This is a genomic window from Brachyspira sp., assembly GCF_050873525.1.
Lineage (GTDB): Bacteria > Spirochaetota > Brachyspiria > Brachyspirales > Brachyspiraceae > Brachyspira.
In genome coordinates this window covers 1-16,958 of sequence record NZ_JBNMIZ010000031.1, presented here as the reverse complement: position 1 = coordinate 16,958, position 16,958 = coordinate 1, and the positions used below count along the sequence as shown (strand labels likewise).

Below are 16,958 nucleotides of genomic sequence, written 5' to 3'. Positions count from 1 at the left end.
GTATAATTATTAGTTTATAATAATTATATATGCCCAATTATAGGCAGTCCTATCATATAAAAGAAAATAATATTTGTCAATATCCCTACAACGCTTCCAAATATTATTCCGCAAACCACATCCAAAGGATAATGAAGCCCCACATAAACTCTGCTAAAAGCTATTAAAGAAGCGATAGTATAAAATAAAACCGCCGAACCTAAACCGTAACTTCCGATAGAAAACGAAAGCGCAAAACCGACCATCGTATGTCCCGAAGGAAAAGAATGTTTATCGGGAGGATACATTATGGGAATTTTATCATGTTTTTTATAAGGACGCGCTCTGCTGAAAAAATTTTTTATATACAAAAAAACAAATATGCAAATTAAAACCGCCGTAATCGCTCTTGCAAAATAAAGAATCGCATATTTTATTCTAAACATATAAAGCGAGAAATACAAAAAAGCCCAAACATAACCGTCACCGAGTCGGCTCATAATTTTCATAAAACTTTTGAAATAACCTTTTCTGTTGTCTTTGAAAATTTTTAAAAATAATTTATCGTCTATCTGACTCATTATTTTAACGACTTTCAAATTATTGATATAATTCATTCTTTTATCTCTTCTTTTTCTTTTAAGAAGTTTTTTTAATTTTTTCTTTCTTCGCTTTTTATTTTCAATATTATATTCGTTATATTCCATAATAATATAATCGCATTAAATTTTAATTAGATTTTAAAAGGTTAACATTAAAAAAAAATAAATCAACCGTTATTTTAGAAAACGAAAATTAATTTATATTTCTTTTATTTATGATTAATCCGTATCCGCTTATTTCAATTTCCGTCTGATTGTTTAAGATTATCAAAAAATTTTTATCTCTTCTTTCGATATAATTTATTTTTGAATTCGGATATTCTTTGTCTATCGCATTAACCATGTTTTTATGAATGCAGCTTCTTGGAATAGTGGAATTCGTATCGTTTGCCCTGACGCTTTTCCATAATCCCGTTTCGTAAAAGATAAAATTAAATCCTGACTTTATTTTTACTTCATAACCTTCGCCGTTTTTGTATAAGCTCACGGTTTCTATGGAATCTCCGGGAAAATTAATATTTATAAAATTTTTCGCTCTCAATGGCAGAGAATTTTTGGTTATATTTTGCGGATAAAGAATTTGAAAATTTTGCAAACAAATTAAAAAATTGGCTAAAATAAAAATCAATATTTTCTTCATTGAAATAAATCCTATTAAAAAATAAATTCTATTATATTAAATATTCGTATTTTATACGCGTTATTTTATTATTTTTTATATGTATTGTCATTGCAGAACTTTGCCGAATTAATAATTTTTAGAATTTTTTTATTTAAAGTATTGACAATTTTTTTTAATATGTTATGATTTGTTTATAATAAAAAAATAACCGAAAGGAAAAAATTTCGGGTTTTAGGTAATTAACAAGGAGATAAATTCTCATGAAGAACAGAACAGAACAGAACAGAACAGAACAGAACAGAACCATTATTGTATTCTAACCAATAATTTAAATTTTTATATATTACAGTTTTTTAAGACGCTTAAATTTTTAGGCGTTCGTTTTTTATTGCAAAAATTCAATATCAATTTAGTTAAATCTTTTATAAAAGAAAACAAAATTATCCGTTCTTTTTTTGTAGAAAAAAAGAACCAAAAAACTACCACTTTTTTTGTAAAAAAAGTGGACAAAAAAACAACTCCGTTTAGAATTCGTAATTCGTTAGTAAAAACATTTTTGCAGTATTCGGAAAGTCCGTCATTGCGAGGCTTTGCCGAAGCAATCTATATAAATTGGATTGCTTCACTCATTTCATTCGTTCGCAATGACAATCTTAAAATATGCAATGACGATAAAAATAATTTTGCAAATCTAAATTTAGTTAAACATTTTTCAGCTTCAATAACTTTCGATAGCTTATCAAGGAAAATAAAAATTCCTTGTTTAGTTATAAATAAAATTTCATTTTTTAAGGAGGATATTCATATGTCGAATATCAAAAAAATTTTTACCTACATGGTTGTAGGAGCTTTAGTTATGGCTTTGTCTATAAGCTGTAAATCGAATGAAGACCCAGGAAGTGGCGGAGGGGTAGATTTAGGTTCTATACCTACCGCATCGGGAACGGCGGCAACCGCAAGCGAGTTATCGACTTATAACGGCAAAACCTATACGGGAACAATCGGAAGCGGCGTTACAAGAAAATCTTATAATTCAAATCCGCAAGAATTTGGAGATAATTTTTCATTAGAAGAGACGGGAAATACGGATGTTCAAGTAGTTATAACCGATAACAAAATTTATTACACTGGGATGGGTAGCACAGAAAGTAAAGTTCAAATATATAAATCCGCAGACGGTAACAGTTACATAGCGAGTGAAGAAACTTCTATAGAAGGAACTGAAGTTACTTATAAATCGTATATTCAAATAACCTTCAATTCGGCAACCGAAATATCCATTTATTTACATATGGGAGCGGGTGGAAATGGCGGCTATTATACGGTGGAATATGAAGGAACTTTAACCGAACAAACAAAATAATTAAATAATTTTTAAGGAGAATTAGAATGAATAAATTAATAAAAATATTTTTAATAACATTATTTGCTTTGGCGATAAGCTGCAGTAATGAAGGAACAACAGGAGGAGATACGGGAGGAGACGGAGGCGTTTACGATAATCCAGATTTAGAATATGGACAATTCTTACCGCCCAAAACTTCTTATACGGGTTATAATTTTGCGAAGAAAGAACAAACTACCACAATACAAGTAGTCAAAAATTCGGATGGCACTTGCAATCTCAAAGGAAAAATAGTGTTAGTAACTCCTGAAAACTTTGATGCTTCTACTGGAAAATATAAAGAAATAGATGTTGATATCAAAGTTAATGACTGGTCTCGAACTAAAGGCTCAACCGATAGTGGCTCTGCTCGTATTGACAAAACTACTTTGCCAGCAGGTATAACTTATTTTGGAGCAAGCTATTATTTTAAAGCGGCTCATAAAGATATATCTGGAAACCAACAACCCGACACATATCATTTAGATTTTGCGGTAAACGGCGACTCGTATGCATTTCAAGGTAAAGCATACTAATATTTGTTGGTAAAAATTTAAACCGAGTTCTTTTTAATTAAAGGCTCGGTTTTTTATTTTGTCATTCCATAAAATTTAATATTCAAAACGACTTATATTTTAATTTGGAAAAACATTATTTTATGATATAATAAAACCACTAAATTATAAAGAGAAAATATGCATAATAAAGATAAAGAAATTAATCAAAAGCCTTTAACCGAAGAACTTTATAAAGAAGAACTCGAGGCTTTGAAAAAAAATGACAATAATAATAAGCCGAAAAATTGGGTTTTATCTCCTCAAGCCGTTAGAGATTTTATACTTGGAAAAGAACTTGAAAATATAACGATAAAAAGAAAATTCTACGGAGACGACGCGTTGGTAGAAAGGGCTATAATAACTCTTTCGAGCAATAGAGGATTAATGCTTGTCGGCGAACCAGGAACGGCAAAAACAATGTTAAGCGAACTTTTATCGGCGGCAATAAGCGGAACGAGTATTATAACTATTCAAGGAACGGCGGGAACTAACGAAGACAATATAAAATATTCATGGAATTACGCTACGCTTTTCGCAAAAGGTCCCGTTAAAGAGGCTTTGATTCCTTCGCCCGTTTATATAGGAATGGAAAAAGGATTAATAACGAGATTCGAGGAAATTACGAGATGCCCTTTGGAAATTCAAGATTCTTTGATAAGTATATTAAGCGATAAAATTTTGAATATTCCCGAACAGAATTCTATACTTTTTGCAAAAGCGGGATTCAATATAATAGCAACGGCAAATACGAGAGATAAAGGAATAAACGAAATGAGCAGCGCCTTAAAAAGAAGATTCAATTTTGAAACAGTCGAACCCGTAAAAAATCCTCAAATCGAAGCGGAAATTATAAAAAATCAATGCGAAAGTTTATTTGAACTTGCAGATATTGATATAACCGTAGAAAACGATGTCGTGGAAGTTTTGGCTACGACTTTCAACGAATTAAGAAGCGGAAAAAGTTTTGAAAATGCAAAAATACAGGAATTAAATTCTGTCGTTAGCACGGCGGAAGCGGTTTCGGTTTATTATCAATCGGCTCTTCATTCCTATTATTACGGAAATAAAAAAATAGAAATGTCGACTTTGGTATCGAATTTAATCGGAAGCGTGGCAAAAGAAAATAAAGAAGATTTGCCAAAATTAAAAAATTATTTCAATAATTCTATTAAATTGAAAGCGGAAAAATTCGGCAAACGATGGAAAGAATATTACGAAAGCAGAAATTTGATTAAATAATTTATTTTTCTTTTGTCATTGGGGCTTTAATGAAATTTTCAATCGTCATTGCAATGCTTTAATGAATTTTTAACCGTCATTGCGAGCTTTCGTGAGAAAGCGAAGCAATCCAAATGAAATAAAAGCAAAATCTATTATGTGTGGATTACTTCGGGCTAAAGCCCTCGTAATGACGAACTTTTACTGTCATTGCAGGCTTTAATGAATTTTAATGTCATTCGAGCTTTTTTACTGTCATTCGCTCTGCGTCCCTACGGGAACGAGGCTACTGCCGAGACTAAAGTCCGCCTTCGCCCTGCGTCCCTTTGGGATTGGCGAGCAATCTAAAATAATAAAATTTCTTTTCTGTAGATTACTTCGCTTCCTTTCAGTCGCTCGTAATGACGATGCATTATTTATCATTGCAGAGTTCGTAATAAGGTGTGGTAATTAAAAGAATTACTATTTATTTAAATCTTCCAAAATTTTATTATAATTAGAAAAACTCTCATAATCGCCTATTCGTTCGTATAATTTCAAAATATCCGTCAAAGCCTCTCTATCGTTTTTATCTATTTCAATAATTTTTTTCAAATAATAAATTACTTCGTTTCCGTTTTTATCAATATCTCTTTTCAGCAAAGATAATAATTCTTTCATTATATCAATATTCGATTCGTCAAGTTTAATCGCTTCTTCAAAATATTTTCTTGCGTTATCGTAATCGTTTTTTAACATATAAGCGTTTGCAAGTCGGTAATAATATTTATAATGATTATTTAATTTCAAAGCGTTATTATAATTTTCAATCGAAGATTCAATATCGCTTGAAATCGCCTCCACTTTATATTTTCCGTAATGCATGCATCCCAAAGAATATAAATAATAATGATTTTTATTTTTATTATGATTAAAATAATTCGGCATATTTTCTACCAATTCGTTTATTATATCGCTATTCGTTTTATCAATTTTATTCATCAAAAATTCCAAATAATCAATATTGAAATAAATATTTTCTTTATAAAAATCGTAGAATAATTTATAAATATCATTATTGTTTTGATTAAATTTTTGGGAATAATATCCTAAAAGCGAATTATAATTTTCTTCCGTTATATAAATCGCTCGATTATTTGACTTGCCATAAATATCTTTCAAAAGTTTATTTATCGAAAGAAATAAATTTTCTTCTTTTGAATAAACGCTTTTTTCAATCCATTCGTTCGGTTTTTCGTTATCAAAAATAATATAATTAAGCAGAATTCCATTTTTAAAATTTTGAATTCTATAAGCGACAGAAATATTTGATTTGTTTTCAGTCGTTAGTTTTTTTATTTGAGATTTTATTTTTTCGTAATTAAAATTATTTTCGTTATTTATTATTTTCAAATTGGAATAAAGAAATATATTTTTAATAAGCAAATCGTAAACGGCATAATTCATATAATTATTTGTATAATCGGTTTTAAATATTATGATACTTTTTTGCGAGAACGCTTTTGAAGTAAAACAAATCAACAAAAGAAATATTATAAAATTATTTTTAAAATTGTTTTTAAAAAAATTAATCATATTCAATTTTTTATTTTAACCGAATTAATAAAACTTTCAATTATTAAAATCATTAAAACTATTTTCTAATTTAAAATTTATACTCGAAAATTCCGAAATTATTTAAAGTAATATTTTAAACTTTAAACAAGGAAAAATTATGCGTCTTATTGCTTTTATTTTAATATTTTTTTCTATAAATTCAAATCCGTTTAGTTTCGCTCAAATTTTAAATAATAATGAAAATACAAATATGGGCAAACTAGAACAATTATTGGAATATGCAAATACGGGCAACGCGGACGGGTTAAGACAATTAATTTCGGAAGGTTCGATTTCCAATTATATAGATTTTGGCGATAGTCAGGGACATAACGCTTTAATAACAGCGGTTTCAAAAGGATATAAAAATTTTGCGATTATTCTTTTATCTCAGCAAATCGATGTTAATATTACTTGCGCTCATGGAAAAACTGCATTAATTTACGCGGCGGATTCTGGATATATTAATATGGTTTCTTATTTGCTCGCTAAAAATGCCAATCCAAATATAAAGATAAACGGAGGAACTACGGCGCTTTTGCAGGCGGCGGGAAAAGGTTATTATTCTATTGTGGAAACTCTTATTAAAGCGAAAGCGGATTTAAGATTATCGGGAATTTATAGAAGCGGAAATAATGACGGAATAGATTATAATATGACTCCTTTAATGATAGCGGCATTTAATAATCATGATTTAATTGTTAAATTACTTCTCGATAACGGAAGCGAAATCAATCGAATAAACGAATACGGAGCGAACGCTTTATTTTACGCGATAGCCAATGGAAATACAGAAACGGCTAAAATGCTTTTGGAAAACGGAGGCGATGCGAATATCTCGGCGACTTACGGAACTTACGGAAATATAACACCGCTCGCTTTGGCTTCTTCTTTAGGAGATACGGATTTAATATCTTCTCTTTTGATAGGGCGCGCGAATATTAATTATATAATGAATAACAGAAGAACTGCCTTAATTTGGGCGGCAATATCTTCAAAAAGCGAAGCGGTTGCGACTCTTATAAACGCAAGAGCCGATTTAAATATAGCGGATAACGATGGAAAAACGGCTTTAATGTTTGCGGCTGAAAACGGAGATTATAATTCAGTCGAATATTTGATAAACGCGGGAGCAAATATAAACGCTGTCGATAACTCTTCAAAAAACGCTTTAATGTTCGCTATGGAAAACGGCAATTTGGATATAGTCGATTTGATTACAAGAGTAAGTTTGACAAGTTCGAATAGATAATTTTTTTAAATTAATCTTTGCATAATTTAAATTTTATCACTTTAAAATTTATTAGATTACGGATTTAAAAAATCATATTAACTTCTTTCATAAATTCATTACTTTTTTGTAAATTTCTTATTTTTTTTGATAACAATAAAAAATTTTACTTGACTATTTAAAAATATTTGTTATCTTATGTATAGGTAGAATAAATTTTTTCAATTAAAAAACCAAAATAAAAATTAAAGGAGGATAAAATGAGAAAGTTTATTTATTTACTTTTTATTATTACCGTAATAGCGGTTGCGATGGTTTCTTGCGCGGATAATATGGACAACAATTTATCTCGAACGGGATTGATAGACCAAAACGGAAATATCCTAACAAATACATTGGTTTATACTAACATAATTCAAACTACAAACACGATTGAAGTTTGGATGACGAACGGCGGAATTCATATGATAACGACTAACGCCGATGGTTCGATTAAAATCGAATATGTGACGAATGTTTTAGCGCCAAATATTCCTGATAAAGCGACAGATTATTATAAGATTCGCGTTCCTTTTGCCGTGAGCGGAGACGGTTATACTACGGTTAGCTATAAGGATACTAACAAATTAAAACAATTATGGTTTGACCAAATTAATCGAAAAGCCAAGAATGATGGAAAAGTTTTTGCTATTAGAAACAAAGCCAATAATAGAGACTTTAATAATTTTCAAAACAAACATACTCATGATAAATATAGCGCCGAAGATTATTATTACTTTAACAATAATGGCGATATAGTTTGGAAAGAAGACAATACTATTATCAAAAAATTTGTCGGAGCTATTATAACTGGATATAGAGATATTGCCGAAAGAAGATTCGGACATTGGGAAGGAAGGCACAGAGCCCATGCCATAATTGAATATAAATGGAAACAAAAAGGCATCTATACGGTTGGAGCAATTTATGCTAATACTTTGACAACCGATGAAGCAAGAGAGCTATATTTTGGAAGACAAAAAACTGGCGGAATCAGAGATTTTGAAATCGGAGAGACACCATTTGGAGACGGAGTTTACGATTTCGTAGCTTATCGATATAGAAACGAAACTTTCAATAACGGGGTCGTTTATGCCGCTAACTTGTTTGAAAGACAATATATAGAGCCAGGCTTTATAGAAGTTTTCGTTATGTATGACTATGATAATATGGGATATTCTGAAGCCGCTGGACTTCATTCATATTACGCTTATTACGGAATATACGATTATTATACAGAATATAAAAATCATCCTGGTATTTACTTCACTCCTCAAAATATGCCTTATATGACTAATCAAAATATATATTTGGCAGAAAGACCAGAATATACAATCCCGTTGTTGACTCATTCCGCAGCATTTACGGATAATCCTCGCGGTTGGTGTTATTTGTTTATGCCTGGACATAAGAATTAAAAAATTAAATTTTGTTATTGCTGTGGCTAAAAGTCCATCGTAATGACGAATATTAAAACCATCGCATAGTTATTAAATGACGCTTTCATTGATTTGGAAGCGTCTTTTTTATTTGACAAATATCAATAGCTTTATATACTTTACAAATGAAAAATTCTAATAATTCCAATAATGAAAAACCTTATTATTCTTTTTCCGATTATGTGAAAAATAAATTCAAAATCAAAGTCGGCAAAATTTCAATAAATACCGATTTTGGCTGCGCTCATAAATTAAACGATGGAGGATGCCGATTTTGTAATTTGGAAAGTTATAAACCGCCATACATTAAAGAAGACGACATAAAAAATCAATGGTTAAACGGAGTCAAAAATTATAAAGAAAGATATAAAAAATATTACGGTTATTTTCAACTCGGAACTCCGCTCTCAAAATTTGCCTCAAAAGAATCTTTATTTTATGCGAACGAATTGATAAAATTTGACGATTGCGTTGGGCTTATGTTTGGGGCGAGAAGCGATATGCTCGAAAAAGAAACTTTAAAAACCTTAAATGATTTAGCGAGTGTAAACGATAAAGAAATTTGGCTTGAAATCGGACTTCAATCTTCCAACGATGAAACTTTGGATTTTATAAATAGAGGGCATAATTATTTTTCTTTTGTTTCTTCTATTAATAATATAAAAGAAAATTACAAAAATCTTATAATCTGCGTTCATATAATTTTTGGGCTTCCGAAGAGAATCGAAAACAATAAAATAATTCTCGAAGATAAAAACGATATGCTTAAAACGATTAAAGATATTTCAAAATTAAAAATTGACGCCGTGAAATTTCATCAGCTCGATATAGTTAGCGGAAGTTATTTTGAAAATATTTATAATCGATATGATTTTCCTACATTGGACGAAGATTTTTATATAGAATTAATTTCGGAGGCTTTAGGTTTTACAAATGAAAATATAATAATAGCGAGATTAACTGGGGACAGTTTGGGCGACACTTTGATAGCGCCGAAGTGGAAAAAATCAAAAGGCGAAATTATAAATTCTATAATTAAAAAAATGAATGACATGAATATTAAGCAGGGCGATTTATTAAAAAATAACGGATAAAGTTTTTAGTCACAATTTTTTACAAAACCTTGTAAATGAAGATGCATTATTTTTGTTATCGCAAATATTTTTAATAATTCCGTCATTGCGAATGGAATGAAGCAATCCAAAATAATAAAATTTATTTTTCTGTGGATTACTTCGCTCACTCTATGTGCCTACGGCAACTCTCGTAATAATAATCTTATAATCGTCATTGCGAGCAATCCAAAAAATTTTGAATTAAATTTAATAAAATTTCATGAGATTTGGCTTTATCTATTTTTGATAAAAACTAAAGAGGAACTTATAAAAAATAAATTCCTCTTTTTTTATTTATAGAATTTTATTCTAATAATTTTTATTCGTTTTCAGCTATCTTTTCAACCGTTTTTGCAAGCAAATAAACTCCTACTCCAGTGCCGCCTTTTGAAGTATATTTTTCGGTAACATTAGAGTAAGAAGTGCAGGCTATATCCAAATGCGCCCATTTGCTTCCTTCCGTAAAATACGATAAGAATTGAGCCGCTTGAATAGTTCCCGCTTCTCTTCCGCCGGTATTTTTTATATCGGCAACATCCGATTTTATCGCTTCTTTATATTCTTCAAATAAAGGCAATTCCCAAACTCTTTCGTAGGTGTCGTTTCCAGCGTCTTTAATAATATTTGCCAATTTTTCGTCAGTTGATAATAAACCTGTGGCATGTTTTCCCAAAGCAATCGAACAAGCGCCTGTCAAAGTGGCTATATCTATAATATAATCGGGTTTATATTTTTTTATTCCGTAAGATAAAGCGTCCGCAAGTATTAATCTTCCTTCAGCGTCCGTATTTACAACTTCGACTGTAACTCCGTTATGCATTTTCAATATATCGCCCGGATTAATCGCACCGCTTCCCGTTTTATTGTCGGTTAAAGGACATATTGCCGTAACATTCGCATTTAATCCTCTATCGGCTATTAAAAATAAAGCTCCGCATACGGCAGCCGCTCCAGCCATATCGTCTTTCATTCCAAGCATAGAATCCGAAGGTTTCAAAGACATTCCGCCCGTATCGAAAGTTATTCCCTTTCCTACCAAAACTATATTTTTTTTAGCTTTACTGTTTTTATATTGAGCGACAAATAATCTCGGAGGATTTTTACTTCCAGCGTTTACTCCCAAAATTCCGTTCATATTTTGAGTTTTTAATTGTTTTTCGTCCAAAACGGAAACTATGATTTTTTTCTTTTCGGCGACTTTTTTAGCTCTTTCGATAAAAGTTAAAGAATTGATTACATTGCTCGGCTCATTAACCATATCTCTTGTCCAGAAAATATTTTCCGCTATTTGAGACGCTCTCGCTATCGCATTTTCCGTATCTTTTTTATGTTCCGAAACCAAAAGTATATTTTTTATTTCAGTTTTATCTTTTAATCTTTTTTCTCCAAAATAATTATTGAAACTATAAGAAGCCAAAAGTATTCCCAAACAAAACTGTTCGTATGATTCCATCGAACCGATTTCCGCAAATAATTCCGCCATATCGACTTCAATATCGCTTATATGCAAATCTTTCATTATTTTTATTAAAGAGGCTCCCGCGCATTTCCATGTTTCATACATATAATTTTTTACTTCTTTATAAGTTATATAAATTACTCTCGTATTTTTTGAAAAAGCGAAAGCGAAAGGAGTGGATATTGTATAATATTTGTCTTTAACCATGCTATTAAACAAATCTATATATTCCTTATCGAAAGTGCAAACTTTAGGCTGTTCCTTTTCTACCTTAACAAAAATCGCAACCGTATCTTTTTTTATAAAGTTTATATTATGTTTTAATTTCATTTTTCGTCCTTTATTAAAATATTTTAATATAAATTATTTTAATTATATACAATCTTTTTTTTATGTCAATTAATAAATTTTGACAGTAGTTTATTATCGGATAAAATAAAGAATTATGGATGTTTTATTTATTGTCGTTTATTCTGCAGATTTTTCAATAATTTTAATATTATATCTTTCAAAGTTTCTTTTTCTTCTTCCGACATATCGGCAAACATTTTATTATCGCAGTTTCTTATATATTCAAAAATTATTTCTTTCAATTCTCGGCTTTTATCGGTTAAATAAATTTCTTTGCATCTTTTGTCTTCCGTTCCTCTCTTTCTTGTTATAAAACCTTTCTTTTCAAGCCTGAATAAAGTTCCCGCTATAGTCGGATTTGTCAAACTTAAATAATTTTCAATATCTCTTTGATTAATAGTTTTTTCTTCGTTTTGAAATAAAAAAATCAATATATCCATTTGCGAAGAAGTCAATTTATATTTTTTAGAAAATTTATTAAAATTATTTTCCAGAGCTATATGGAGTTCTTTAATCAATTTTCCTATAATAAAATTTTCCATAGATTATATTCATTCACTTAAAAATTTGTTAACGGCATTTGCACATTTTTTTCGTCTTCAATAGTCCAAACGACTAAACTCTTTATAATTTTTTTATTCTTTCTTCAGGTTCGAGTTTTATTAATTCCACTCTTTTAAAATCTAAAAAACCGCGCGGATTACCCATTTTTTACTCCTTGATTAATTTTTAACTATCTTTTTATCTTCAATATATTTTTCAAGTTCATCGTTGTCAAATACTTTATCAAAATTATCAGTTATATTTCCTAATTTTCCAGCTTTAGCTTTTATATGACGATTTATATCTTCAATAAATTTGCTAAAATCGGGACTTTCTTTAACAAGCATATTAAGAGTTTCAATGTCTAATTCTCTTTGGCTTGACGGCAAAATAACTTTAGGTTTTAACTCTTCAATATCAAGTTGAATAACTCCTATTCCAAAACTTGCATTAAGTCTTTTAAGTTCGTCAATTATTTCTTCGTCTATATCAAAAACCACAAGATAACCTTCGTTAGCCCAACTCGAATTTGAAACCGCTTGAAAATAACATTCTTTAAGATTAGAAAAATTAATAATGATTTTCAATTCAAACGAATAGAGTTTATATTGAATTTGATTAATATTTTGTAATAAATTTAAAGTTTCTTCTTTCATTTCTTCATTATCAAACGGAAAACTTACGCCTACAATATCGGGGTAATTCCATATACCTTTGCCTTTTTTATTTTTTATACATTTTTCATGGTAAATAGTTTTAGCTCGAATATTAAAATTATCATCATTATTTAAAAAACTTACAAGTATAGGATGTAATTCTCTTTCTTTAAATTTATATTTTTCTTCTACTTCTTTTTCTTGAGATTCTTGCATTTTTTGTTGTAATTGTTCTGACGGTGGAAGTTTGTTCTCTCTTTTTTTTAGCCAAAAAGTCGTTGGTTTTCTACTAGCAGTCATGAATATAGGATTTTTACTATTTCTTATATTTGAATACATTATGGCTTTAAACTCGCCTATCTTTATATCGGCAGATTTTCCTTCTTTATCAAGTTCTAAACCCTTCTTTTTACCTTCGTCATAAATTCCTTTTCCTGTAAGGGGTTTGGTAGCTTCACTCAAGACATTTTCTATAAATTCTCTAGCCGTTAATTTACTCATTTTTACTCCTTAAAAAATTTTATTTTTTCTATATAATATTATATATAAAATTATTTGCAAAATTTTTAATTTTTTGTGTTTTTTATGCAAAATATTTTTTATTAGTCAAAAAATAAATTATAACAAAACCATTTTATTTGTCAAAATTATTTAATAATTTGTTTTAATTTTTGATATGTTTCAAATTAGAATTTTTTTTAATCAATAAGATTCTTCACTTCGTCCCAACTTAATTTATTTATATCGTTCATAGAATCGCCGACAACATTATCAATAAGTTTTTTCTTTTTATTTTGAAGTTCCAATATTTTCTCTTCAATAGTTCCTCTTGTGATTAATTTATAATTCGTAACCACGCGCTTTTGTCCGATTCTGTAAGCTCTATCCGTTGCTTGATTTTCTACCGCTGGATTCCACCATAAATCGTAATGAATAACCGTGTCCGCTTGAGTCAAAGTTAAACCCGTTCCCGCCGCTTTTAAACTCAATAAAAATATCGGCGCTTCTCCGTTATTGAATTTATGAATCAAAGGCATTCTATCTTTAGTTTTTCCGTCCAGATATAAATAATCTATATTCAATTTTTTCAAAGCCTCTCTCATTATATTAAGCATTTTTGTAAAAGAACTGAAAACTAAAATACTATGTCCGCCAGAAATTGCCTCTCTTATAGTTTCGATAAATAAATTAAATTTTCCGCTCGTGTGAGTATCTTTTCTCAAATCCGAATGCAATAATCTCGGATGACAGCAAACCTGCCTCAATCTAGTTAATGCCGAAAATATTTCTATATGCGATTGAGCGAATCCTTTTCTTTTAACAGTTTCAAATATTTCAATTCTCGCCGCTTCGAGTATCGACATATAAAGTTCTTTTTGTTCTTTAGTCAAATCGCAGTAAGTTATAACCGTATGTTTCGGAGGCAAATCTTTCAATACATCCGTTTTTAATCTTCTCAATATAAAAGGCGCTATTCTAATTTTCAATCTTTCCAAAGCGTCCGCAGATTCTTCGTTTCCAGAAATTATCGGCGCTTCGTAATCTTCCAAAAAATCTTTATGTTTTCCCAAAAATCCCGGCATCAAAAAATCGAACATCGACCACATTTCGCTAATTCCATTTTCTATCGGAGTTCCGCTTAAAGCGAGTCGTTTTTGAGATTTCAAACTTTTTACGGTTTTCGCGTTTTGAGTATTCGCGTTTTTTATATGCTGCGCTTCGTCAAGCACGACATAATTAAATTCTTTTTCGCTTACAAATTTTATATCTCTTCTTAAAGTCGAATAAGAAACGATGGCTATATCGTAATTATTCACCGCTTTTATTCTTTTCATTCTCGATTTTATATTTCCCGTCAAAGTTATAACATCGAGCGAAGGAGCGAATTTTTTTATTTCATAATACCAGTTTGCAACGCAGGATGTGGGAGCGACTATTAAAGAAGTTAATTTTGAACCGTTTTCTTTTTCTTTCAATATTGACGCTATCGTTTGAAAACTTTTCCCGAGTCCCATATCGTCAGCGAGAATTCCGTTTAAAGACATATCTGCAAGTTTTCTAAGCCATTTATAACCGATTAATTGATAATTTCTAAATTCTCCGCTTATATTTTTAGGCGGATTTTCGTCATAATCAATTTTTTTTATATCGGCGATAGTTTTTGCGGCGTTATCGTCCAAGTTTAATTCTATTCCGCTATGTTTTTCGAGCATATCGGCAAAATAAGGAGCGCTGAACATTGGAATCAAATAGCCGTTATTTTCTTTTTGTTTTATCTCTTCAATCGGATTATCCTTAAACATTTTCGCCAAATAATCAATAATTTCCAAATCAATCGGAACAAAAGAACCGTTTTGAAGTCTTATATATTCTTTATTTTCCGTTTTAACCGCTCTTATTATATCCGACAAATCGTAAATTTCTTTGACGCCCTCGAAAGAAAAATTGATTTCAAAAAAATTTATATCTCTCGTGAGTGAAGCCCGCATTTTAAGAGGTTTAACATTTAATTTCAAAGATTTAAAAGATTCGCTGTAAAAAAATGTCCATCCTTTATCTTGCAGCATCGGAAGAACTTTATAGCATAAATAAAATATTTTTTCATCGTCCGCTGTAGAAAAAGTATAATCTCCCGCTCTATCCAAATATTTTGAAAGCGTTTCGCAAAAATAATTTTCTTTTTCAATATCTCTGTAAATTTCTTCGTTGTCGAAAATATAACCGCTTGTAAATTTATTCGTATAAGGGTCGAGAGTAAAAGAACCGTATTTAAATTTAATCGTAGAAAAAACATTCGCTCCGTCATAATCCAAATAAACGAGCGCCTGAACTGGAAAAGCCATAATTTCGTTTTCGGATATATCTTCTGGAAGTTCGACTGAAAAATCTTTTTTTAGATTCGGCAAAACTCTCGAGCAGAAATCTTTTATATAATATTTATTTACCATAACGGAATTTTTGAATATATTTTTTTTTATTTTCGCATAAGACGGTTTCGTTTCGTAAAAAATATCTTTATAAAGTATATAATCGCAGTTTTCTCCGAAAGTATATACTTTATTCAAATCAAAATCTTTTATTCCAATATTCAAAATCAAATCTTTTTCTTCGTTGTAATAAGTCGTTAGAGAGAGATTCAAAATTTCGTCCGCAAATATAATCACTTTGCTTTCGAGTCTTATATTTGAAATATCTTTTAATAAACTCAAACATTGATAAGCGCCGTAATCTTTGAACCATAATTTTCCATTTTCTTCAATTTGCAAACCTTCGCCGTAAATATTATTCAAAAATCTTATCAGCTTTGCTTCGCCTCTGCCGAAATCTTCCAATTCTATTTTATATTCTTTTTCTTCTATAATTTGTTTTTCCCCGACAATGCATGAAAATAAAAAATTCTCAAGTTCATTTATTCTAAATTCCTTCTTGCATTCATTGTCGATTAATTTTAAAGAAAGCCCAATAATTTTTTCATTGTCTTCGCCTCTAACCGAAAGTAAAACGGAAAGCCCAAAATATTCTCTATAAAGATTATCTCGGTAATTTTCCATCAAAGGCGCTCTCGTATAATAAAGCCAATTTTGACGCTCGTTTATATTTTTGTTTTTATTAAATTTATCGTTCAAATTTTCTTTCTCAAAATTTATTGAATCACTATTCGACTCTTTCAACATTTCTTATCCGCTATGTAATACGATTATTTTAAAAATTATTTTTATAAATTATTAAGGTGTTATGTTAATTTAATTATAAAAAAAGTCAATATAAAATAAATTAGTGAGCAGTTTTAACATGTTGACAAATTTTTAATTATAAATTTGTATCATTGCGAGCGTGAGCGTGGCAATCTATATATCTGGATTGCTTCGGCAGTAGCCTCGCAATGACATGCGTATTTTGTCATTACGAGCGATAGCGAAGTAATCTATTTTATTTGGATTGCTTCGCTTTCTTACGAAAGCTCGCAATGACGATTAAAAAGTAAAGTTGCAATGATAGTTTTTATTTTGTAATAATAATAAAATTTTTTAGAATTTTTTTGGCTACTGCCCGCTTTTAGCTAATTAAACTGTTGACAATTTTTTAAAATGTTGTATAATCTTTCCTATGATTAAGTCAAATAAAAATATTATAAAACAAATTCGCGCGAGCCGAGCCGAGCCGAGC

13 protein-coding genes are annotated in these 16,958 nt (G+C 30.0%); 6 read left to right on the top strand and 7 right to left on the bottom strand.

The window, feature by feature from the left end; genetic code table 11:
• Nucleotides 1-23: 23 nt before the first annotated feature.
• Nucleotides 24-686, bottom strand: coding sequence for a phosphatase PAP2 family protein (locus ACR0QS_RS03920; RefSeq protein ID WP_432632138.1), 663 nt, complete (start codon nucleotides 684-686; stop codon nucleotides 24-26).
• An 88-nt stretch (nucleotides 687-774) separates the two neighbouring features.
• Entirely contained in the window at nucleotides 775-1,221 is a 447-nt protein-coding gene (locus tag ACR0QS_RS03915; protein WP_432632137.1) for a PepSY-like domain-containing protein, read from the bottom strand.
• A gap of 370 nt (nucleotides 1,222-1,591) precedes the next feature.
• Here ACR0QS_RS03915 and ACR0QS_RS03910 point away from each other — a divergent pair, with 370 nt between their 5' ends.
• The 3 genes from ACR0QS_RS03910 to ACR0QS_RS03900 all read left to right on the top strand — a co-directional run bounded on the left by ACR0QS_RS03910 (nucleotide 1,592) and on the right by ACR0QS_RS03900 (nucleotide 4,383).
• Nucleotides 1,592-2,566, top strand: a complete 975-nt coding sequence (locus ACR0QS_RS03910) for a hypothetical protein (RefSeq protein WP_432632136.1) — start codon at nucleotides 1,592-1,594, stop codon at nucleotides 2,564-2,566.
• Between the two features lie 26 nt (nucleotides 2,567-2,592).
• Nucleotides 2,593-3,123 (top strand): hypothetical protein, encoded by a 531-nt coding sequence (locus tag ACR0QS_RS03905; protein WP_432632135.1) that lies wholly within the window; start codon nucleotides 2,593-2,595, stop codon nucleotides 3,121-3,123.
• Nucleotides 3,124-3,282: 159 nt separating this feature from the next.
• Nucleotides 3,283-4,383: an ATP-binding protein gene (locus ACR0QS_RS03900; RefSeq protein ID WP_432632134.1), complete on the top strand. Its 1,101-nt coding sequence runs from the start codon at nucleotides 3,283-3,285 to the stop codon at nucleotides 4,381-4,383.
• A 441-nt stretch (nucleotides 4,384-4,824) separates the two neighbouring features.
• Here ACR0QS_RS03900 and ACR0QS_RS03895 read toward each other — a convergent pair whose 3' ends face one another.
• Nucleotides 4,825-5,808: a tetratricopeptide repeat protein gene (locus ACR0QS_RS03895; protein WP_432632133.1), complete on the bottom strand. Its 984-nt coding sequence runs from the start codon at nucleotides 5,806-5,808 to the stop codon at nucleotides 4,825-4,827.
• A 268-nt stretch (nucleotides 5,809-6,076) separates the two neighbouring features.
• Here ACR0QS_RS03895 and ACR0QS_RS03890 point away from each other — a divergent pair, with 268 nt between their 5' ends.
• The 3 genes from ACR0QS_RS03890 to ACR0QS_RS03880 all read left to right on the top strand — a co-directional run bounded on the left by ACR0QS_RS03890 (nucleotide 6,077) and on the right by ACR0QS_RS03880 (nucleotide 9,761).
• A complete protein-coding gene (locus ACR0QS_RS03890; protein WP_432632132.1) occupies nucleotides 6,077-7,210 on the top strand; it encodes an ankyrin repeat domain-containing protein in 1,134 nt (377 codons plus the stop codon).
• A 239-nt stretch (nucleotides 7,211-7,449) separates the two neighbouring features.
• Nucleotides 7,450-8,646, top strand: a complete 1,197-nt coding sequence (locus ACR0QS_RS03885) for a hypothetical protein (protein WP_432632131.1) — start codon at nucleotides 7,450-7,452, stop codon at nucleotides 8,644-8,646.
• 146 nt (nucleotides 8,647-8,792) lie between these two features.
• The gene (locus ACR0QS_RS03880; RefSeq protein ID WP_432632130.1) at nucleotides 8,793-9,761 is read left to right on the top strand and encodes a TIGR01212 family radical SAM protein; all 969 of its coding nucleotides are present in this window, start codon (nucleotides 8,793-8,795) and stop codon (nucleotides 9,759-9,761) included.
• A gap of 340 nt (nucleotides 9,762-10,101) precedes the next feature.
• On the opposite strand, the gene ACR0QS_RS03875 is transcribed toward ACR0QS_RS03880, so the two are convergent.
• The 4 genes from ACR0QS_RS03875 to ACR0QS_RS03860 form a co-directional block, all read right to left on the bottom strand.
• The gene (locus ACR0QS_RS03875; protein WP_432632129.1) at nucleotides 10,102-11,571 is read right to left on the bottom strand and encodes a leucyl aminopeptidase family protein; all 1,470 of its coding nucleotides are present in this window, start codon (nucleotides 11,569-11,571) and stop codon (nucleotides 10,102-10,104) included.
• Between the two features lie 128 nt (nucleotides 11,572-11,699).
• On the bottom strand, nucleotides 11,700-12,134 hold the full coding sequence (locus ACR0QS_RS03870) for a MarR family winged helix-turn-helix transcriptional regulator (protein WP_432632128.1): 435 nt from the start codon (nucleotides 12,132-12,134) through the stop codon (nucleotides 11,700-11,702).
• A gap of 180 nt (nucleotides 12,135-12,314) precedes the next feature.
• Nucleotides 12,315-13,292, bottom strand: a complete 978-nt coding sequence (locus ACR0QS_RS03865; protein WP_432632127.1) for a hypothetical protein — start codon at nucleotides 13,290-13,292, stop codon at nucleotides 12,315-12,317.
• 197 nt (nucleotides 13,293-13,489) lie between these two features.
• On the bottom strand, nucleotides 13,490-16,465 hold the full coding sequence (locus ACR0QS_RS03860; protein ID WP_432632126.1) for an SNF2-related protein: 2,976 nt from the start codon (nucleotides 16,463-16,465) through the stop codon (nucleotides 13,490-13,492).
• Nucleotides 16,466-16,958: the final 493 nt, after the last annotated feature.